The organism is Bradyrhizobium sp. ORS 111 (genome assembly GCF_045571485.1).
GTDB lineage: Bacteria > Pseudomonadota > Alphaproteobacteria > Rhizobiales > Xanthobacteraceae > Bradyrhizobium.
This window is the reverse complement of sequence record NZ_CP120701.1, coordinates 2,558,325-2,578,063: the sequence shown is the minus strand read 5'-3', so window position 1 is coordinate 2,578,063 and position 19,739 is coordinate 2,558,325. Positions and strand designations below refer to the sequence as shown.

15 protein-coding genes are annotated in these 19,739 nt (G+C 60.1%); 12 read left to right on the top strand and 3 right to left on the bottom strand.

Going from position 1 to position 19,739, the window contains the following annotated elements; translation table 11 throughout:
• Positions 1–324: 324 nt before the first annotated feature.
• The 3 genes from P6U30_RS11785 (at position 325) to P6U30_RS11775 (ending at position 3,375) form a co-directional block, all read left to right on the top strand.
• Positions 325–912 carry a hypothetical protein gene (locus P6U30_RS11785; RefSeq protein ID WP_407169231.1) on the top strand — a complete coding sequence of 196 codons (588 nt, stop codon included), beginning with the start codon at positions 325–327 and terminating at the stop codon, positions 910–912.
• A 5-nt stretch (positions 913–917) separates the two neighbouring features.
• Entirely contained in the window at positions 918–1,604 is a 687-nt protein-coding gene (gene modB, locus P6U30_RS11780) for a molybdate ABC transporter permease subunit (RefSeq protein ID WP_280973061.1), read from the top strand.
• Between the two features lie 508 nt (positions 1,605–2,112).
• Complete coding sequence (locus P6U30_RS11775) at positions 2,113–3,375, top strand: serine hydrolase domain-containing protein (protein WP_407169230.1); 1,263 nt, start codon at positions 2,113–2,115, stop codon at positions 3,373–3,375.
• 220 nt (positions 3,376–3,595) lie between these two features.
• On the opposite strand, the gene P6U30_RS11770 is transcribed toward P6U30_RS11775, so the two are convergent.
• Complete coding sequence (locus tag P6U30_RS11770) at positions 3,596–4,921, bottom strand: DUF3422 family protein (RefSeq protein ID WP_407170435.1); 1,326 nt, start codon at positions 4,919–4,921, stop codon at positions 3,596–3,598.
• A 2,075-nt stretch (positions 4,922–6,996) separates the two neighbouring features.
• Between P6U30_RS11770 and P6U30_RS11765 the strand changes: the two genes are divergently transcribed.
• A complete protein-coding gene (locus P6U30_RS11765) occupies positions 6,997–7,149 on the top strand; it encodes a hypothetical protein (protein ID WP_407169229.1) in 153 nt (50 codons plus the stop codon).
• Between the two features lie 1,718 nt (positions 7,150–8,867).
• Here P6U30_RS11765 and P6U30_RS11760 read toward each other — a convergent pair.
• Positions 8,868–9,086, bottom strand: a complete 219-nt coding sequence (locus tag P6U30_RS11760; protein WP_407169228.1) for a hypothetical protein — start codon at positions 9,084–9,086, stop codon at positions 8,868–8,870.
• A gap of 443 nt (positions 9,087–9,529) precedes the next feature.
• Between P6U30_RS11760 and P6U30_RS11755 the strand changes: the two genes are divergently transcribed.
• From P6U30_RS11755 to P6U30_RS11720, 8 genes are all read left to right on the top strand, one after another.
• Positions 9,530–11,038, top strand: a complete 1,509-nt coding sequence (locus P6U30_RS11755) for an acetyl/propionyl/methylcrotonyl-CoA carboxylase subunit alpha (RefSeq protein ID WP_407169227.1) — start codon at positions 9,530–9,532, stop codon at positions 11,036–11,038.
• Positions 10,992–11,543, top strand: a complete 552-nt coding sequence (locus P6U30_RS11750; RefSeq protein WP_280985595.1) for a biotin/lipoyl-containing protein — start codon at positions 10,992–10,994, stop codon at positions 11,541–11,543. The genes P6U30_RS11755 and P6U30_RS11750 overlap by 47 nt, the downstream gene beginning before the upstream one ends.
• A 1-nt stretch (position 11,544) precedes the next feature.
• Positions 11,545–13,152, top strand: a complete 1,608-nt coding sequence (locus tag P6U30_RS11745) for an acyl-CoA carboxylase subunit beta (protein ID WP_280980492.1) — start codon at positions 11,545–11,547, stop codon at positions 13,150–13,152.
• Between the two features lie 806 nt (positions 13,153–13,958).
• A complete protein-coding gene (gene trpD / locus P6U30_RS11740) occupies positions 13,959–14,972 on the top strand; it encodes an anthranilate phosphoribosyltransferase (protein WP_280980493.1) in 1,014 nt (337 codons plus the stop codon).
• 15 nt (positions 14,973–14,987) lie between these two features.
• Positions 14,988–15,797: an indole-3-glycerol phosphate synthase TrpC gene (gene trpC, locus P6U30_RS11735; protein WP_280980494.1), complete on the top strand. Its 810-nt coding sequence runs from the start codon at positions 14,988–14,990 to the stop codon at positions 15,795–15,797.
• Between the two features lie 37 nt (positions 15,798–15,834).
• A complete protein-coding gene (locus P6U30_RS11730; RefSeq protein WP_280973071.1) occupies positions 15,835–16,023 on the top strand; it encodes a hypothetical protein in 189 nt (62 codons plus the stop codon).
• Between the two features lie 251 nt (positions 16,024–16,274).
• Positions 16,275–16,775 carry a flavin reductase family protein gene (locus P6U30_RS11725; protein WP_407169226.1) on the top strand — a complete coding sequence of 167 codons (501 nt, stop codon included), beginning with the start codon at positions 16,275–16,277 and terminating at the stop codon, positions 16,773–16,775.
• Positions 16,776–17,410: 635 nt separating this feature from the next.
• The gene (locus P6U30_RS11720) at positions 17,411–18,535 is read left to right on the top strand and encodes a M20 family metallopeptidase (protein WP_407169225.1); all 1,125 of its coding nucleotides are present in this window, start codon (positions 17,411–17,413) and stop codon (positions 18,533–18,535) included.
• 611 nt (positions 18,536–19,146) lie between these two features.
• On the opposite strand, the gene P6U30_RS11715 is transcribed toward P6U30_RS11720, so the two are convergent.
• Positions 19,147–19,548, bottom strand: a complete 402-nt coding sequence (locus tag P6U30_RS11715; RefSeq protein WP_280980496.1) for a hypothetical protein — start codon at positions 19,546–19,548, stop codon at positions 19,147–19,149.
• Positions 19,549–19,739: the final 191 nt, after the last annotated feature.

The window sequence follows — 19,739 nt, the reverse complement described above, 5'->3', positions numbered from 1 at the left end:
GGGTTCTGTCCATTCCAGAGTAGCGCGGGCATCTATCCCCGTTTCGTGCTCGTTGGGCACGGAACGCGCCGTGCTTCGCGAGCGGCACGGCGATTGCTGGATGGGGAGCAATGAGTCGCCGCGGCCCAGCGCTAGAGGCGACGCTGTCTCAGGAGATTTCGATGAGGCTCGCTCAACTGATGCTTGTCAATTCGGTTCTGATTCCTCTCCTGCTTGGAAGCGCGGACGCGTCGGACATCAATATACCGGTCGTCCCGAACGTTCCTGTGTTGGCCAACGCGCCCGCGGGGTCGTCGAAGCAGGCAAACCGGCCCAAGGATCGCCTTGAACGTGCGCTCCAGCGAGAGGTCTTACAGAGAATTCACCAACGCCGTGGCATTTCAGGTGTCGCTCTCGCCTGGCGACGTCCGCCCGATCCAGCTCATCGAGAACACCCATACGGCTGCGAAGGTCCATTTCATGCCTACGCTTGGCGACCTCTGCCCGTCGCGTTCGATTTCCGACGTCATGGATGGTGCCAGGACACTGGTCATGACAGCTGTCACAACATTGAGTATCCGCGACCGCGCCGTGAGATATGACGGCGCAGGCAAGATGCAGACGATGAATGCGTTCGCAACACCTGATGCGGAGCGGCAGACGCTCTTTGCGCTGGCAGCCACCACTGAGCTTCGTCGACGTGTGGAGATCGCAGGCGCCGATGTTGGCCCCGCCGCTCCGTTACGACCAAGCAGCGAAAGCACGCACCGGACGGAAGCAGAGCAGTTTAGTGATCCGAGCTGGATGGGTGCCGCGTCCTTGCTCAGTGACGCTGCTACGACGGCGATGGGCATCCTTGCCGTTTTTGCCAGCGAGCTTGATGTCCAGGCGGTCGTAGCGCGACCCGGCTTGCTGCCGTCAACCTTGGGGTAGCGTGGATGGATGCCTTTTCGACCGAGATCTGGCAGTCGGTCGCGCTGACAATCGAGCTTGCGGGCATAACGACCGCAATTCTCTTGATTTTCGGCACGCCGCTCGCGTGGTGGTTGGCGCGCTCGAAAGGCGCTTTGGCCAGCGCAATCGCGACGATTGTTGCGCTTCCGCTGGTTCTGCCACCGACCGTCCTCGGATTCTGCGTGCTTATCCTGCTCGGTCCGAACGGTCCAGGGGGCTTTCTGGCCTCTCTGTGGGGCGAGCACACGCTCGCCTTCACCTTTGTTGGTGTCGTGGTCGGCTCGGTTTTCTCCGCGCTACCGCTTGTGGTGCAGCCAATCCGAAACGCCTTCGTCGCAATGGGTGACCGCCCGCTGGAAGATGCGGCGGCTCGCCGCGCCTCTGCGATGTATTCGTTCTTCGCAGTCGCCCTGCCGTTGGCTCGGCCGGAATGTCTCAAGGCAGCTGTGCTAGGCTTTGCTCATACGATCGGGACGTTTGGCGTCGTGATGATGATCGGCGGCAACATTCCTGGGCGCACCAAAGTGGTGTCGGCCTATGTTTTGGAATATGTTCAAGCGTCGCGTTGGCAGGAAGCAAGCTGGGTCGCCGGCGGCATGGTGCTGTTCGCCTTTGCAGTGCTCCTCAGCCTAGGCGTGATCGACAAATACTGTGGAAAGAGGGGCAGTTGAGGACAGGTGCCCCACGCCGGATCGGATCGCCCCTAGCAGCCGAGGCAGCAGCATCTCGGCTTGATGGGGCTCAATGTGGCAGCCGGCGGCCAGGCTGCGATCTTCAGACCGGCTCGGCCGCGACCCACCAAGGTCCGGATTCATCCTCGAAGCTGGAGCGTTTCGGCGCCGATCTCCGCAATCGATGGCGAGGCCAAACATCGACAGACGCGGTCTTTTCGCGCATCCATCAATCCACGACCGCTTGTTCGATGTTCGGACCATTTGCGCAAAGATGGTCAAGGCAGACATCGCTCAAGATGCCGGCCTGCGGTCGGATCAAGGCAGGTAGGGACGGCGCCGCGGATGCGACGCGGCTCGTCGTGTAAAGGCCGCGCTCTGCGCAGGGCCGGATGGCCGCACGTTTTTAAGGCGAACAACCGGGCTATAAACAATGTGATCCGATCATGCAAACACGAGGGACAGGTTGCACGACGAAAGATCCATCCATCCTGTGAGGGAGATGCCCATGAAGGAGCTTATCATCGGCGCGGCGGCAGCGGTAATCGGCCTCAATTCGGGGCAGGCCGCGCCTCTACCTGAGGTCAAGGCCGATGACGTCGGAGTTTCGCAGCAGCGGCTCACCAGGCTGGATGAGTTCTTCGCGCGCGAGATCGCGGGCCAGCGCGTGCCAGGGGCGGTGGTCGCCATCGCCAGAGACGGCAAGCTGGTTCACTACAAGGCGTACGGGCAGCTCGATCCGGCAAAAGGCACGCCCATGCCGCTCAATGCAGTGTTCGCACTTGCCTCCATGACCAAGCCGATGGTGGCGGTTGCCGGGCTTACGCTCATGGAACAAGGCCGCCTGCCCCTGCAGGCCAAGCTTACGGACTACTATCCGACATTCGCTAACATGAAAGTGGGCGTTCCGCGGTTTGACGAATCGCTGGAGTTCAAATCGCAGGCCTCGCCGATCCGCATTCATGATCTCTATCGCCACACGTCAGGCCTCGCCTATGGTGGGCGGCCGGACAGCTCGAACCAGGTCGCGCGCCTCTATCCGGATTTTGCAACTCCAGCGATCAGAGGCGATAAAGAGGCTTTCATCGACAGCATTACCAGGCTTCCACTGGCGCACCAACCGGGGACGGAATTCCAATACGGCTGCTCGATCGATGTGCTGGGCGCCGTCGTCGAGCTGGTCACTGAACAGCGATTGGGGGAGTACCTTACGAAGGCCCTGTGGGATCCGATCGGGATGCACGATGCCACGTTTCACCCTTCCGCGCGGCAACGTGAACGTCTCGCGCGTCCATTTCCGCACGATCCGCTGACCGGCAAGCCACAGGCGATTGAGCTGCTCGACACGCCAACGAAGTTCGATTGCGGGGGAGCCTGCGCATTTTCGACGGTCGGTGACTACGTGCGCTTTGCACAAATGCTGCTAAACGGCGGGGAACTCGAGGGACGGCGCATTCTCGGTCCCAGGACGGTGCATCACATGATCTCCAATCATCTTGGGCCGGAGATCAAGAATAACGTCGCTCATGTGGAGCCACATCGTGCTGGCTTCGGGTTCGGGCTCGGAGTGGCGGTCCGGACGAATGAGGGTCTGTCGGCAGTGCCAGGTAATCCAGGCGAGTTCACCTGGGCAGGCGCATACGGTACGCAATTCTTCTGTGATCCCAAGGAACGTCTCGTCGTCGTGGTGGGAACGGCAGCTCCCGGAGAAATCCGGACGTATTACCGTGAGCAGGTCCAGGACATCGTTTATTCCGCAATCGTCCGATAGTCCGACTGCGGTTGGGCTCGCCGAACAAAGTGAACAGCGATTCTGGCCACGTGACGCCTGATGGCCGCTGACCTGAGAGCGCAACAGAACTCGCCGATCGGCAACGAGGCATGGGTTGAGGCCTGCGGCTGTCGCGCAACTCCAGGCGCCAGGGCTCCGACAACGGAAGTGATCGCTATTCGCCGCCTGCTTGCAATTGCTACATCCGACACAAGGACGTTTAGTCGCCGGCGCCGGAAGGCACGTCCTCATGCTTGAGGTGACGCTTTCGGATATTGTAACTCACCAGCCAGATCACGCCGACGGCGATCGGCACGAAGACCGCGGTCAAGTACGACGGCTCGACACGAAGTCCGACATCGTGCGCGCCCTTGGCAAGGTAGCTAAACAGGCTGACGACATAGTATCCGATCGCCGCAACCGATAATCCCTCTACCGTGCATTGCAACCGCAATTGTTGCTTCGTGCGATCATTGATGGCGCGCAACAGGTCACGATTTTGTCGTTCGATTTCAACATCGACACGGGTGCGCAACAAATCGGCAGCACGGGCCAGCTTGATCGATAATGTCGCCTGACGATCCTCCACTGTTGCGCAGGTTCGCATCGCAGGCGCCATGCGGCGCGCCAGAAACGACGACCAGGTCGGATAACCCGTAACCTCGTTGCCTTCGATGATGGACAGGCGCGATTGGACCAGCTCGTTATAGGCCCTGCTGGCGCCGAATCGAAACAGGCTGCCGGTTGCGCTTCGCTCGAAAGATGAGGCCAGAGCCGTCAATTCCGCAAGCAGATGGCTGTTGAGCTTCAATCCCTCCGCGCCTTGCATTTCTTCGAGCACTTCAACAAGACGTTTATCGATGCGATCGACTGTCGGCGACAGCTCAAGGGCGGCCGACAGGCCAAGCAGTGCTAGCGGACGATAGGTCTCGATTTCCACGAGCCGTTGCACCAGCGCGCCGAGGTCGTGCGGCGTCAGTCCGAGATCGCAAATGCGGATTTTGGTGAAGCCTTTGTCGTCGACACGAAAGTCCGAGGCCACCACGGCTGCACCGCCCCTTATACGGACCATAGCCAGGCTATTCTTGTCAAACATCTGTTCCGCACGTTTAGTCGGAAACGCGTCGCGCTCCGCCTCCAACTTGATCGCGACCAGCAGCTGTCCATCCTGCCGCAGCGCGCGCATCAGCGACTGGACCGTACCTCCGGCTGGGTCGAATTGGTGAGCGGTCGGACTGGTCGCGGTACTCCAGATCAAGGTGAATGTCGCAAATTCCGAATGCTGCTCCCAACGCAGCACAATAGGTCCGATCCCTATCTCATGATGTTTCGCCGATAGCTCGGGCACGGGAAGGTTATTCTGCCGGCAGAATTCAAGGAAGCGGCGACGATCGCTAGCGGCCACCTCGCCCTGCGCTAGAAGAGCAAAGTGGACCACGGTGAATGGTGAAACGAGGCGCATGAAAGGCCGGGCATGCACTTCACCGAGGGCGGCGTCGCGTTGCGGATGCAGCGTGAAGATTCGCAAATCCAGTTCATCGAGCATGTTGTGACGACCCGCCTCAGAAGAGCAACAACCGTCAGCCTTGGCATGAGCGGCCTTGGCGTGAGCGGGCCATAGGCGGGCACCCCAGCCGTGGGCTGCAGTCTTGTCGACGACCGATTCCGAGGTCGCCTTCAGTACCTGAAAGCTTTTTTCCCGGAGCAGAATCAGCGTCGGCAACCAGGGACGGAATAGCGTCTTTCAGCTTTGGGCTAAGGCCGTCGAGGACGTCAGCTGGATACCGCCCCGCGCCTGGAGCCAAATCCGGGCATTGTCGATCGGTGCCCGTAACGCGGCGGCCGCGGGTCGCTCCATGACCTCGGCGACCACTGGTGCTGGCCGATGATTGGCTCCGCCATTCGACCGACATCGCGCGCCGTCGAAGCGACGCGATATGCCGATCACGATGTGCCAACGGAGTTTCGAAAGTGGCTTTCCGGCAGTGAGGCCAGCGCTGCGGGATGCTTTGATGAGCGCAAGGCTCTTCGGTGTTCACTCCAGCATGCGCATGGGCGGCCTGCGAAGTCGGCATTTGACCGGCAACCGCATCGTCCATTGGCAGATCGAGGCTCAAACGCGACTCCCGTTCCATTGCCGCAGCCGTCTTCTCTGACGCGCAGACGATGGTGCAGGATTCGGGCCAGCACCGGAGCAGCCGACCGCTCCCATATTTCGTGCAAGGGTGTTCTGAATACAGTTGGAATCGATTTCAGGGAAAGCCAGCTAGCATTCTGGACGAAAGATACTCGCAACGCGAGCCGCGCATGTTCGGCAGGCTGACGCGTATGCACACCCTCAGCCGTGGTCGTCGCATTGACCGATCCGTCAGCCAAATTGCTTCGCATGCAGACGAGCCGCGTAGCTAAGGCCTGCGATTGATCAAAGGGCTGTCCAAACCTGGACTGGTCAGCTGATCGCAAGACGCTGGCGCGTGCGTGATCGCCTGGGTCACTTTTTGGCGTGGGCTTGGCTTCCCAGCGATCGCCCACTGCGGGCCGAGCATCTCTTGCTGCGAGCATCTTGAGCCGGCCACAACGACGTCCGGTAGCGCAGGTACATCCGGACCATTTCAACTTCGGCTGCGGCTGGCGCGCTCTGGCTCACTGATGAGCCACGCCCGTCCAATTCCGCCGTGCTGGGGCGCATTCGCAAACCTCGCGCGCAAGCCGGGAGCCAATCCCGGGAGGATTGCGACAAGATGCTGGCATTCGGACGACATGGAACCAATCCAAAGCCTGAACGCGGGGCGCAGCGCGAGCCGTCGGAGCCTCCGACAACGTCAGGCCAGCCGCTTCGCAGGTCTACGACGCGCTTGGGCATTCCACCTGCGCCCACGCCAACGGTATCCGCTTTCGCGCTGCCCCTCACCATCGTGCAGACACCGATTCTCTCCTTAGCGCGCCCATCGCGAGCTCGTTGGAAGTCAAGTCGTGCCAACCGATATCGTCCCGCGTGATGCGCCCCGTTCAGCTCTGGCCAGAACGCAGCGCCAGACCGCGATCCTCATTCGGCGCCCTTGCCGGGGCGCATGGGTTGTTCGTTCACCGACCCAGAACCGCCCGACGCCGCTGCTGCTCGTGAGCTCCTGGATGATTCCCTCGCGGAACAAAGTTAATTCCATGCGCACGGATCCGACAATCGAACTGTCTGTCGCGCAGCCGCTATGAAAAGGAGATCATCGCTGAAGACCACGATGCGCATGCGCATTTCAAGCGAAAGAGCCGCGGACTGTTCGGGAGGGGCCGCCCAGTTCTCAAGCGTCGCGTTGTATTTAAGACGTCGTCGTAGCGAATGCGACGATTGCGCAGTTAAATCATTCCGCCGCCCCGCGGCGAACACGCTCGTTTCTCATTTATAGCGACGCTCGGCACGTTTCACTCGTGGCATGGCGATTGCTCAGATGAAGATGCGGGAACCAAGGCCCACCGCATGACTTCGTCCTCACGACCCTGATCCCAGGCATCGGACGAGCTATGGCCTTGAGTGACCTTATTCGACCATAAGCCAAGCCATGGCTCGTGACGACGGCAGGGTAAGAAAGCGTACGGATGACACACTGGCGCGTATCAAGACATTCCGTGATCAAACACGACAACCGCGCATCGGACCTCAGCGCTTCACAATCGCGGACCGTCTGGAACTTCTGGCCGCTTGCGGCGCTCCTCCTCAACGCGCTGCTCTGGATTTTGATCTGCTGGGCCATCGCCTGGGCTTTCGCCGTGTTCTTTTGACCGGAACAAGCCACCGAACGTCGTAAGCCAGCGCACATGCAAGCCTGTCGTCGGAGCCACGGATCGACGCGCGTCGGGCTGTCGACCGAACACGCGCCTCACGACCTGTCGGGAACATGCGCCCCCAGATGGGATGCTTGGGAGCGCGTGATGAGCTGGCTCGGGCAAGATGAGCCGACCCGGCGCACATTGCAGGAGATCAATGTGCGTCGAGCCGCTCAGGGCATCGGCGAGGCAGTGGACCATCGTGGCGCTTCCCGGCGCACGGCCATCGCGATGCCCATATTTGCTTTTGCAAATGCCGTGCCGAGCCATTCGGCAGATCGCTTGACCGCACCATCAAGGCGACCTTCTCGTTTGCAAGGAAGCGTCCAAGCACTTGGTTCGGGCTCAACCCCTCGCTTGTCACTGGAATAGATCGAGATCGCTCCCCTTCTCGGCCTTGCGAATTCGACCAGCCACGCTCGCATGTGCGTAAACCCGATATCGAACAAGGCCGGCTGGCCTTCCCAAAGGGCTCCGACCGAGCGTCGGCCCGCCCAACTCTCACTTAGCCCAGACGCAGCGAAGCATCAGAACTCCTGACCAGGATCTGGCTCGTCGTCGTTTCTGCGCGCTTGCCATTCTTGGGCACGCCGGGCCAGCTTCTCGTATTCTTCGGCAACCCTGAGGAGTTTGTCTCGGGGCCTGCCATTCGCCAACGATTCGGCCTTGGTTCGCGTTGCTCGCGCACGGCCTCGCCAATGGTCGGGATCGTAGAGTTTACTCTTCGGATTCATGTCGACCAAGATGCAGTCTTCGGATCAAAGTAATGCGACATGTGGGCTCCGTACGATTACGTAAGCGCCTTCCCTCGCAACACGAATTGTCGAAATGACGTCCGAGCTTTGCACGCTCTTGCAGCGTTGTGACGGTCGATCCGTGTGCTCACCAGCAAGGCGGTGCGCGGTTGCTCGCAAAACGAGAGTGGCTGATTCGACGCGCATTCGTTCGGATCGTTGTTCACGTCCGGCGATCAGCAACAGACCTGTGAGCGGCCATGCGCAAATGAGCCGGATCGCACGCCTACAAGCCACGAGATCTTCTATCGCTTACGCCGAGCCGCTATACCAGAGCTATCGTGCGTATCGCGCACCATCGCTCAGCCATCCAGTCGAGCGAGAGCGAGCCGCGCAATTCCGCTTGTGACCTTCCGCCCTCGCTTTGTGCGAGGTTCATCTCGAACATATGTAAGTGCGAATATATTCGCACGACCATCGCGAATGGGCTTGAATCGCACGTAGCGTCAGATTGTACGATCAAGGACAATTGGGAGCCACCCCGGACAATCCAGACGATTCATGACAGCCAATGAGAATTGCGAATGTCTCACACCTGAAAGCTCAATCACCATTCTCAAGCATGCTGAGCGACGTTGGACGACGTCAATCATGAACTGCCGACTGCATTGGCCCTCGATCGAGCGTTCACTCCTGCTTCAGGGCGCTCCGCTTAATCGCGAGCCATCCCTGTGGCGCCTCGCGGGCAACCAGCGCTAATCGCCTTCGCTTCTCCGCCGTCGCGACCGTCTCCCATCGGGACCGCAAGTCTCACTTTGCGTTCCGGTCGATGATCTCATCGGATCGCCTACGATTTCCGGTAGCGACCGGCGTGTGACGACAAAAGCTACACATCAAAGCCATGGTACAACCAAGTGCACACATCGGAAGGTCGCCCTATCAATTGCGCAGCGAGCCTTGCTGCAACTCCAGCGGATCTGATTCCGCTTCAATCGCGGCTGACGCCGTGGCCGAGCAGCGACCAACAACCGACCCGCCACCGCGGTAAGCCCGCAGAAAGATCGCGACGGTCGAGACCTTCAATGACTTCGGCCTGTTATCGGTAGTCAGGTCACAGTGCGCCTCGCGCAGGAAAACCGCTACCGCAGACACCACCATCCAAAGAGGATATCGTGAATCAACAACGACGAACGCATGGGTCTTCGCGCCCCAAGGCCAATCGCTGTGCGATTGGGATTGTTGCTGGTCTTACAGCAACCTTTCTAGGTTTCGGATGCGTGAGTGCGCGAGATCAGGCACCGACCGCGGATGAGAAAGAGGCCTGCATGGAGGACGTCTTCCGCCTATGCAGCAGCCAGATACCGGATCGGGCCGCCATCACTGCGTGTCTCAGGGCCAAGCAGGCGAGCCTGAGCCACCAATGCCGCTACGTGATGTCAACGCGAGACACGACCAAAGGAAAAGCTGACTCCCGATGAAGTGCGACAGAGCAGCCCGTATCTCCGGGCGCCTTCGGTTCGGGGAGCTCCTCCACAGCCACGCCTGACGGAGATTGCTCGCCGGCACGGGCGTTCGGGACGAACGACCCGCTCTCGCAACCAATGGACTATCTGATTTCACGCATTGATTCGGAACGGCGAATGCACACACTCCCCTTCGATACGGTTCTGATCGCCAACAGGGGCGAGATCGCCGTCCGAATTATCAAGACATTACGCAAGCTGGGACTTCGGTCCGCAATCGTCTATCACGAGATCGATGCGCAAACTCCCGCCATCGCCATGGCCGACGCAGCGATTGAGGTCAGCGCTCGCACGCCGATCGCGGCCTACCTGGATATCGCGCAGATCATCGCCGCGGCCCGCAAGGCGAACGCCGGCGCGCTACATCCGGGTTACGGCTTTCTCTCCGAAAATGCGCAGTTCGCCAGGGCGGTGATACAGGCCGGAATGGCGTTCATCGGACCCACTCCCGAGACCATAGAACTCATGGGCGATAAGATCCGGGCCCGCAACTTCGTGCAGCGGAACGGATTTCCGGTCGCCCCCTCTGCGATTGAGGAGGATGATCCGGCGACGTTTGTTTCCAAAGCGCGGGCTATCGGCGCGCCCCTGCTGGTCAAACCGTCGGCAGGCGGTGGCGGCAAGGGCATGCGGATCGTGCGCGATCTCGATACCCTGGAAGACGCTATTGACCTGTCGCGGAGCGAGGGCCGGCGATACTTCGGCGATGGCCGGCTCTACGTCGAGCGATATGTCGAAGACCCACGGCACATCGAGGTTCAGGTGCTTGGCGACGCCTTCGGAAACGTGGTGCATTTGTTCGAGCGCGAATGTTCTGTCCAGCGTCGCTTCCAAAAAATCATCGAAGAATCGCCCTCTCCAGCGCTGTCACCAGAATTGCGGGAGCGGATCTGCGAAACCGCGGTCGGCATCGCCCGCGCCGCGAACTACCAGAACGCAGGGACCGTCGAGTTCATTTTCGGCCGAGGTGAGTTTTATTTTCTGGAGATGAACACCCGCCTGCAAGTTGAGCACCCTGTGACGGAGATGGCCACCGGCATAGATCTTGTTGCCCAACAGATCTATGCGGCCGCGGGCCGAGAACTCGACTTCTCGCAATCGGCCATAGTCTCGGACGGACACGCGATCGAAGTCAGGCTGTATGCAGAAGCTCCCGAGCGCGGATACGTTCCGACGACCGGCAAGGTACTGCTTCTGGAGTACCCGCACGGCGTGCGCATCGACAGCGGTATCCTGCAAGGTCAGCACATCACGACGGCATTCGATCCGATGCTTGCCAAGATTATATCTCATGCTCCGACGCGCATGGATGCCGTGACAAAGGCCCATCGGGCGGTTCAGGAACTGGTGCTTCTCGGCTGCGAGACGAATGCCGGCTTTCTCGCCCGCATTCTCGCCGACGAAGCATTTCTCGGCGGACAATTCCATACCGGATACCTTGAACAGAACCCGCACATCGCAGTGGGCAATACTTCTGACGGCTTGTCCGCCTTCCTGGCATCGGCAGCCCTTTTGACGCGAACCGTCCGTGATTCGGCCGATGCTATCCCTGATCTTCACGCAGCAATCGGCAGTTGGAGAAATTGACGTGTATCACACTTTCGAGGTTGATGGCGTCGACCACAAGCTGTGGCTTTCACCCTGCCGGCAAGGGTACCGTCTTCACCTAACTGACCAGGTGATTGCTCCGGTCAAGTTCGTCTATCACAACGACAGTTGCGGTCTGCTGACCATTGCCGGCGAAGCCGAGCCAGTCCGCTTCGTCGTCGACGGTGATGTCATTCACGTTCTCATTCGCGGCAGGACGCGTACCTTGCGCTACCGCGACCCACTGCGAACGCTCGCTTCCGTAGCTGGACAGGACAATTCCCTTGTGGCCCGCGCGCCGATGCCGGGCGTGGTTGTAACGACCACGGTATCACCGGGCCAATCGGTCTCCGCGGGCATGGCGCTGATGATGATCGAGAGCATGAAGTTGGAAACCATCATACGCTGCCCGCAGGACGGTGTCGTCGATCGAATTCACTTCGAGGAAGGGGACAGCTTCGAGCGGGACGCAGTGCTGGTCACGCTGACCAAGGAAGGACGCTGACATGCAGCGGATCACTTCTGTTCTGAAGGTCAACTCGCACGAATTCCGCAACAACGAGCTCCACAACAGACGCCTTGCGGACGAATTGAAGGAGCGGCAGCGTGCTGCCCGCTTCCAGAGGCCGGAGCGAGAGCTCGAGCGCTTGCGTCGCCAGAATAAGCTCTTTGTTCGAGATCGGGTCGAAGCGTTGCTCGATCCACACACGCCGTTCCTTGAATTTTCGACGTTAGCCGCCAACAAGGCTTACGAGGGCGAGGTACCCGGTGCAGCCCAGGTGGTCGGCATCGGCATCGTAGCAGGTCGCGAGGTGATTGTTCACGCCGATGATGCCAGCGTCAAGGGCGGGGCATGGTATCCGCTCTCCGTCAAGAAGATCGTGCGAGCGTTGGACATAGCCATCGAAAATCGCTTGCCGGTGGTCCATCTATGCGACTGCGCCGGCGGATTCCTGCCGTTGCAGGCCGAGTTCTTTGCAGATCGTTACCACGCTGGTCGAATTCTGCGCAATCAATCGATCCTGTCCAAGATGGGAGTACCGCAGGTCGCCATTGCGATGGGCCACTGCACGGCGGGAGGCGCCTATGTCCCCGCGCTCAGCGACTACAACATTATCGTTGAAGGAACGGGAGCGATTTTTCTTGGCGGCCCGCCGGTCGTGAAGGCCGCCACCGGCGAAAATGTATCGGTTGAGGAGCTTGGCGGAGCCCATATGCATACCGGCGTGTCGGGCACGAGCGACTACCTCGCAAGCTCCGAGATGCATGCGATTGCAATTGCCCGCGACATCGTGGCTCACCTTAAGCGTCCCGCCAAGGCGTCGATTGATCGAGCTGCCCCGGAGCCGCCCCTCTACGATCCGTGCGAACTGTATGGCATCATCCCGAAGGATCCCCGTGTCCAGTTCGACATGCGGGAGATCGTCGCCCGACTGGTTGATGGCAGCCGATTCCACGAATACCAGCCGCGCTTTGGTACATCGCTGGTTTGCGGCTTCGCGCGGCTTCATGGCTATCAAATTGGCGTAATCGCAAACAACGGCGTTTTGTTCAACGAAAGCGCATTGAAGGGTGCTCATTTCATCCAGCTGTGCGACCGCAACCGCACGCCCCTGCTTTTTCTGCAGAATGTCACGGGCTTCATGGTCGGCCGCGAGTACGAACGGCGCGGTATTACCAAGGATGGCGCCAAGCTCATCATGGCGATGTCCGGCGCGTCGGTGCCAAAATTGACCGTCATTTGCAATGGCTCACACGGCGCAGGTACTTACGCGATGGCGGGACGCGCTTTCGATCCCCGTTTTGTGTTCACTTGGCCGCAAGCTCAGATCTCTGCGATGGGCGCCGAGCAAGCGGCCGGCGTGCTCACTCATGTCAAGGCAAGGCAATTGGCCCGCGAGGGCGGTCGTCTGTCGGAGCAGGAGCTGGAAACCATTCGCGAACCGATTCTCGAAGAGTATCGGGAGCGTTCCAGCGCCTACTATGCAACCTCTGAAATCTGGGACGACGGCATTCTTGATCCGATCGATACCAGAAGCGCGCTCGCGGTTGCCCTGAGTGCTTCGTTAAGTGCTCCAATTGAAGCACCGCATTACGGCGTATTCCGAATGTAGCGGCGGATCTGGGTACGCGGTGCAGCTGGATGCGACCTTGGGTTCGCGAGGGCGCCACGGTCCATGATAGGGCGCGATCATCAGTGATGCGGTCCGGTCGCCTGCGCCGCAGTTGAGCGTGGCGGATCCGTAGCGCCAAGTGCCGGCCCAACCTCAGCGCGAAACCGCTCATCTATGAATTTCCGGATTTCGTCTTGTTGCGGATCGCTCTCGATCAGCCTTTGAGCTGACGAGAGCTCCACGAGCCGGAAACAGCGAGGCGATGCGTCAGGCGGAATGCAGCGATAAACGGGTCGCCAAGCTATCCCTACGCGGCTTGTCGAACGTGCCTGCAATTTGTCTGCAATGTCGCGAGGTCGTTCGCAGCGCGCCGGCACAGCAGAGCCGGCGTCGGTCAGACCGGAAAGCCGGGCACCGCCTTGATGATCCACCTCTGCGTTTCGGCCCGCGCACCACAATTTTCATTTGGCAACCTCGGTCGGATGATGACTTACTCGAACGGCACCAGTCCATCCCACGGATCAGATTGCAACGTTCGCGACCACCCTTGCGCTTTGCACTGGCCCACCGCCAGATTGGAATGGAAGGGCTTGAATCTGACGTGACGTCAGGTTGTAGCTTCCACAGCGCTCCCGGGATCAAGCTAACACCACGCATCCGTCGAAGGCGCGTCAGCTGGGTCTATGTTCGGGCGACGGGTAACTCGCCACTTCCGTCTCGGACCAGGAGATGAGGCGGGCTAGCCGGTCGATGGGGCTGCATGCGCATACGGCTAATTGGGACAACTAGGCACGCTCTGGAGCACGATGGACGTCCTCAAATCGATCATTGGCAAAGTCGCCAGCGGTGCCACCCTGACCCGCGAGGAGACAGCGATCGCCTTCGACATCATCATGTCAGGCCAGGCGACGCCCTCGCAGATCGGCGGACTGTTGCTGGCAATGCGGGTGCGCGGCGAGACGGTGGAAGAAGTCACCGGGGCAGCGTCAGCGATACGAAGCAAAATGCTGTCGGTGAGCGTACCGGGCGATCCCGTCGACATCGTGGGCACGGGTGGCGATGCTTCTAGCTCGCTCAACGTGTCGACATGCGCCTCCTTTATCGTCGCCGGCGCCGGCGTTCCGGTGGCCAAGCACGGCAACCGCGCGGTGTCCTCGCGATCAGGCGCCGCGGACGTTTTGGCGCGCCTTGGCGTGAAGATTGACCTCAAGCCGAAAGCCGTTGGTCGTTGTATGCACGAGGCCGGCATAGGTTTCATGTTTGCGCCGACCCATCACCCGGCCATGCAGCGCGTTAGACAAATTCGGACCGCACTTGGGACCCGCACGATCTTTAATCTGATCGGACCTCTATCCAATCCTGCTGGGGTCAAGCGGCAGATCGTCGGAGTATTCTCGCGCCAGTGGGTGCAGCCTTTGGCGCAGGTGTTGCAGACCCTCGGCGCTACGTCGGTGTGGGTGGTTCACGGCTCAGACGGGCTCGATGAGATCACTCTCACTGGCTCCACATTTGTTGCCGCGCTTGATGCGGGTGCGATCCGCACCTTCGAAGTAGCGCCCGAAGACGCTGGTCTGGCCCGCTGTGACGTCGATTCACTGAAAGGCAGCGACGCCGACGCCAACGCGGTAGCGCTCAAAGGCGTGCTCGACGGCAAACCAGGCTCCTATCGCGACGTCGCGCTTCTAAATGCCGCCGCGGCATTGATCGTAGCCGGCCGGGCTGCGACTTTGGAGGAGGGTGTTGCGCTCGGCCAGCGCTCGCTTGACAGCGGCGCTGCCGCCGCACGATTGAAACGTCTGATAGCGGTCTCCAACGCTTAACCGCCGAGCTGACCGATGTCCGATATTCTGACCAGGATCGAGTCCTATAAGCGCGAGGAAATTGCAGCTGCCAAACGGGCGTTACCGCTGCCGGACGTCGAGGCACTCGCGAAGCGAGCGCAAGCTCCCCGCGGCTTTGTCGACGCGATCCGCAATAAGCAGGCTTCCGGCGAGCATGCTCTCATAGCCGAGATCAAGAAGGCCTCGCCTTCCAAGGGTTGCATTCGTGGCGACTTCGACGCCCCTGCGCTCGCGCAAGCCTATGAGGCGGGTGGCGCAGCCTGCCTCTCTGTCCTGACCGATACGCCATCGTTCCAGGGACATCTCGATTTCATGGTGGCGGCGCGTAGCCAGACAACTCTTCCGGTGCTGCGGAAGGACTTCATGTTCGATACCTATCAGGTGGCCGAGGCACGCGCCCATGGCGCCGACTGCATCCTGATCATCATGGCAGCGCTGGAGGCCGCTGCCGCGCGCGATATCGAAGCCGCTGCCCTAACGCACGGCATGGACGTGCTGGTCGAGATCCACGACGTCGCGGAACTCGACCGTGCTCTCACCCTTCGCTCACCGATGATCGGCATCAATAATCGCAATTTGCGCACGTTCGAAACCACGCTCTCAACGAGCGAGACCCTGGCACCGCTCATCCCGAAAGATCGTCTGATCGTCTCGGAAAGCGGCATACTCGGGCCCGGCGATCTTACGAGGCTTTCGCGTGTTGGGATTTCGACCTTCCTGGTCGGTGAGAGCTTGATGCGGCAAGCTGATGTACGCACCGCAACACGTTCGCTGCTGGCGCCGATGGCAGCCATTACAACTTAGTGAAAGACACGCAGTGCGTCAAAGGAGACAATCGACGATGTCATGGCAAACGCTGGAAGTTCTCGGATCGATCGCGAAGATAGAACACATTATTCGAAAGTTTCGAGAACTGATCGATACAGATGGCTCGATCCCGCCGGAGCTGCGGGGCACGCTGCACATCACGCTCGATGAGCATCTGTGCGCGGCAAAACAGCGCGTTCTGGATACGCAACCGGTGCGATGATGCCCCTTATACGAAGAGAAACACGAACGGCGGTCCAATATCGGAATCGGCCTCACATGGCGCCGCCAAACACTTGCAGACCTGGCAGGCGCGCTCTGACGCCGATTGCCGCCAGAAGGCGGTCATGAGCCCGTACGCCGAACCGCGAGTTCGAGAACGGCCACCACGGCACTCTCCGCGCGGCGAATGAGACAGCCAACTCGACGCCCCTTTACAGGCCAATCATCATGAGCTGCCGGTCCCCTTTCAAGATGCACGATATTCCGTCGGTCCAGGCGATCGAGTTCCGCCAGGCTATGCGAAATCTGGCGAGTGGCGTCGCGATTGTGACGACTGGAGCGGCCGTCAGGCGGCGCGGGTTAACAGTCAGTTCTGTGACTTCGATCTGCATGGAGCCTCCCTGTCTTCTGGTCGCCATTAACGCCAGTTCCGAGACGCATGACGCGATATTCGCCAACAACAGTTTTGGAGTGAGTTTTCTGTGCAGCGATCAGGAAGACCTTGCGCTGCGGTTTGGGGGGCGGGATGGCGCGAAAGGAGTTCACCGTTTCGTTTCGGCGCAGTGGAATCAGGGTATTCTCGACGTACCGCTTTTGCAAAGCGCGATGTTTACGCTCGAGTGCATCTTGCATGACCATAAGAGGATTGGCACGCATACCATCTTTGTCGGACGAATTGTCGCGACCCGGCCAGGCCAGGGCGATCCGTTGATCAACTTCCGCGGTACGCTTCGAACCATACCGGAAGATTGAATGCATTTTGCACGCAAGAGGCGGACGAGCAGCCGGCTCAATCACGTTGAAGACCGCAATGAGGACCGGAGCAAATGATCATAGAATACTCACCCGAAAGCGGCGTACAGTTGGTGGATCCTTTGGACTTTGGCGGATTCAAACTCGTGCTGAAGGGCTCACTTGCTCTAACACTCAAGCCTTGAGGGGCATCACCCTCGTTGACAAAGGCAATGCGCTTGTCCCTGTCGACTTGGTGCCTACGCTGTCCGGTTGCCCCAAGGAAAGCAAAGCCTGGCAAGTGGCCTATGGCAAGATGGTGGCGAGCGCTCGCGAGTACGGCTGGATTGACGTCGACGCAGATGCGATTCGCGCACACATCGAAAGAAGGTCCTAAGGTCGGAGACGCTATCGCTCATTTCGAGAGCGAGTCAGATCTGTCCTGCATGATTTGCGTCGACACCTACCAACGTTGACAGCTCCGTTCCTGCCGGCAAGTAAGTAACATCAGTTTCCGCCGACAGGGCCACTCTCGGCCGGTAACGGGTTGCGAGCGGAACGTATCGTCGCGGGACATCATGGTTGGGACCAGGCGAATCGTATCATGATCTCGTGCCCGCAATGACAATCTCATTTCACAGGCGGCGACAACATCCATGTCGAGCAACCGGTTCCAATCAGGCGCGATCCTCGACGGCATCCGCCGCTGGGTCGAGATCGAGTCGCCGACCGAACGGCCCGATCAGGTCAACAAGCTCGCCGACCTCGTCGCCTCAAGCTATCGCGATCTGCCGGCCACCGTGGAACGTATCGCGGGGCGCGACGGCCGCGGCGATCACCTGGTCGCACGCTCGTCCTGGGGCCAGGAAGCGCCGGGCATCCTAGTGCTGAGCCATCTCGACACCGTGCACCCGATGGGCTTCATCGAACGGCTGCCGTTCAGGATCGATGGCGACAGCGCGTTCGGCCCCGGCATCTACGACATGAAGGGCGGCGCTTATCTCGCCTATCACGCCTTCCGGCAAATCTGCGCCGACGATGCACGCGCGCCGCTCGGCATCACCCAGCTTTACGTCTCCGACGAAGAAGTCGGCAGCCCGACCTCGCGGGCGCTGATCGAGGCCGAGGGCCGCAAGGCCAAATACGTGCTGGTCACCGAGCCGGCGCGCGACGGCGGCAAGATCGTCACCGGGCGCAAGGGCGTCGCGCGGTTCGACGTGTTCATCAAGGGCGCGCCGGCCCATGCCGGCGCGTCCCCCGAGGGAGGCCGCAGTGCGATCCGCGAGCTCGGCAACGTGATCTTGACGCTGGAGGCGATGAACGATCTCAAGCGCGGCGTCACCGTCAATGTCGGCGTGGTCCGCGGCGGCACCAAGCCGAACGTGATCGCCGAAGAGGCCTATGCCGAAGTCGACCTGCGCGTGCCGACCATGGCCGACGCCGACGAGCTGGTGTCGAAGATCCTCGGGATCACATCGCGCACCGAGGGCGTCACCGTGACGGTGACGGGCGAGCTCAATCGTCCGCCCTATGAGAAGAGCAATTCCGGCACCGCGCTCTACGAGCACGCGAGGACGGTCGCCGCCGAGCTCGGCTTCGATCTGCTCGATGTCTTCACCGGCGGCGGCTCCGACGGCAATTTCACCGCGCCGCACACCGCGACCCTCGACGGTCTCGGCGTCGACGGCAAGGGTGCGCATACCCATTACGAGCAGCTCTATATCTCCTCGCTCGAGCCGCGCGCGCGGCTCCTGCATCGCCTCTATCAGACGCTGCGATGATCGCTGCTCCACGCGATGCCGGCGACCATGACGCGCCCAGGGGACGACCGGACAACGCGGACGCTAGTGCGGGAAACACCAGAAGGCGACGTGCCTTTCGCTCGTCGCGACTAGCCTGACTTACGACCGCCGAGCACTCGTTTTGACCATCGCAGGTTACGCAGCAAATCGTGCACGGTTGTGTCCTGGAATTCGCTACCGCCGTCCCAGCACACACGAGCGGCGAACGGACTGCTTCGGGCTCGCGCCAAAGGGTTGGGATCATCCAGCTTTCTTGTCGCGTTTCCCACGTCCGGTTGTAGATATTCCACATGACCAGCTCCGAGGGACTTGAATCGCACGTAACGTTAAATTGTACGTTCTTGAGGTGGCCAGTCTTTGACTTGCATCGAGGTAAGGATTCCGAATGCCCCAAATTGAAAGACTGACGCCACGAGATCTCATCTTGACACTGGATCCCGACATCGAGCTTGCCGACATGGTGATGCATCGATCGTCAACTGCGGCGCCGTTATTGGCGAACGATAGTGAAAGACAGGGCAATCCAGAACCGAGGCCATATGCCCGCTGCGATCGGCATCGCCTGAGAGATTCTGCGCGGGTCCACCGTTTCACACATCCGAACACAAGCACCTTTGCCAGCCGACGTGCGCCTCGAAACCAGTTTGGCGAACATGCCGCTCACAGCGGTCGATGAGCAATGGTATGGTGCTGCTATCGCGCAAATCCATGACGATCGGTCTTACTGTGGAGATTTTCAACCGCGTTAGGTTGAAAGGGCCGCTCTGCATAAGCGGCGCTTCGATTGCTTGGCAGATCGGAGCAGCAAAGTGAAAAAACCCGATGGCGCCAGGAAGGTTCTCTTGATCGACCATACTGAGGGGCAATGCCGGGCCATTGTCGGTTTCAAAGATGAGGATGAGAGAGAGGCGTATATGTGCGGCGAACCTGTACTTAGAAAGCCGGGCAAGAAGATTTCGTCGTGGTGCGCCTATCATTACGGACAGATGCACTCAACATCCGTTGAGCAACCCTCAGCGCGAAATGAAGCGTCCGGATCACCAGCTCTCGAGGGCCCTTCACCGAAACGATTGTAACATCGTTTGACTGGCATTCACTGAGACAGTCTGACGATCGTCCGCATCTGAGATGCCTATCAACACAATAGCATCACCATCAACAGACTTTCCAAAGAATTTCAGGA

What these genes read in the sequence shown, in the direction of transcription:
- P6U30_RS11770 (WP_407170435.1), bottom strand. Translation starts at nt 4,921, where the DNA reads ATGCTCGATGAACTGGATTTGCGAATCTTCACGCTGCATCCGCAACGC.
- P6U30_RS11720 (WP_407169225.1), top strand. Translation starts at nt 17,411, where the DNA reads ATGTCGAGCAACCGGTTCCAATCAGGCGCGATCCTCGACGGCATCCGC.
- trpC (WP_280980494.1), top strand. Translation starts at nt 14,988, where the DNA reads ATGTCCGATATTCTGACCAGGATCGAGTCCTATAAGCGCGAGGAAATT.
- P6U30_RS11760 (WP_407169228.1), bottom strand. Translation starts at nt 9,086, where the DNA reads ATGGTGGTGTCTGCGGTAGCGGTTTTCCTGCGCGAGGCGCACTGTGAC.
- P6U30_RS11745 (WP_280980492.1), top strand. Translation starts at nt 11,545, where the DNA reads ATGCAGCGGATCACTTCTGTTCTGAAGGTCAACTCGCACGAATTCCGC.
- P6U30_RS11725 (WP_407169226.1), top strand. Translation starts at nt 16,275, where the DNA reads ATGCACGATATTCCGTCGGTCCAGGCGATCGAGTTCCGCCAGGCTATG.
- P6U30_RS11730 (WP_280973071.1), top strand. Translation starts at nt 15,835, where the DNA reads ATGTCATGGCAAACGCTGGAAGTTCTCGGATCGATCGCGAAGATAGAA.
- modB (WP_280973061.1), top strand. Translation starts at nt 918, where the DNA reads ATGGATGCCTTTTCGACCGAGATCTGGCAGTCGGTCGCGCTGACAATC.
- trpD (WP_280980493.1), top strand. Translation starts at nt 13,959, where the DNA reads ATGGACGTCCTCAAATCGATCATTGGCAAAGTCGCCAGCGGTGCCACC.
- P6U30_RS11755 (WP_407169227.1), top strand. Translation starts at nt 9,530, where the DNA reads ATGGACTATCTGATTTCACGCATTGATTCGGAACGGCGAATGCACACA.
- P6U30_RS11775 (WP_407169230.1), top strand. Translation starts at nt 2,113, where the DNA reads ATGAAGGAGCTTATCATCGGCGCGGCGGCAGCGGTAATCGGCCTCAAT.
- P6U30_RS11750 (WP_280985595.1), top strand. Translation starts at nt 10,992, where the DNA reads ATGCTATCCCTGATCTTCACGCAGCAATCGGCAGTTGGAGAAATTGAC.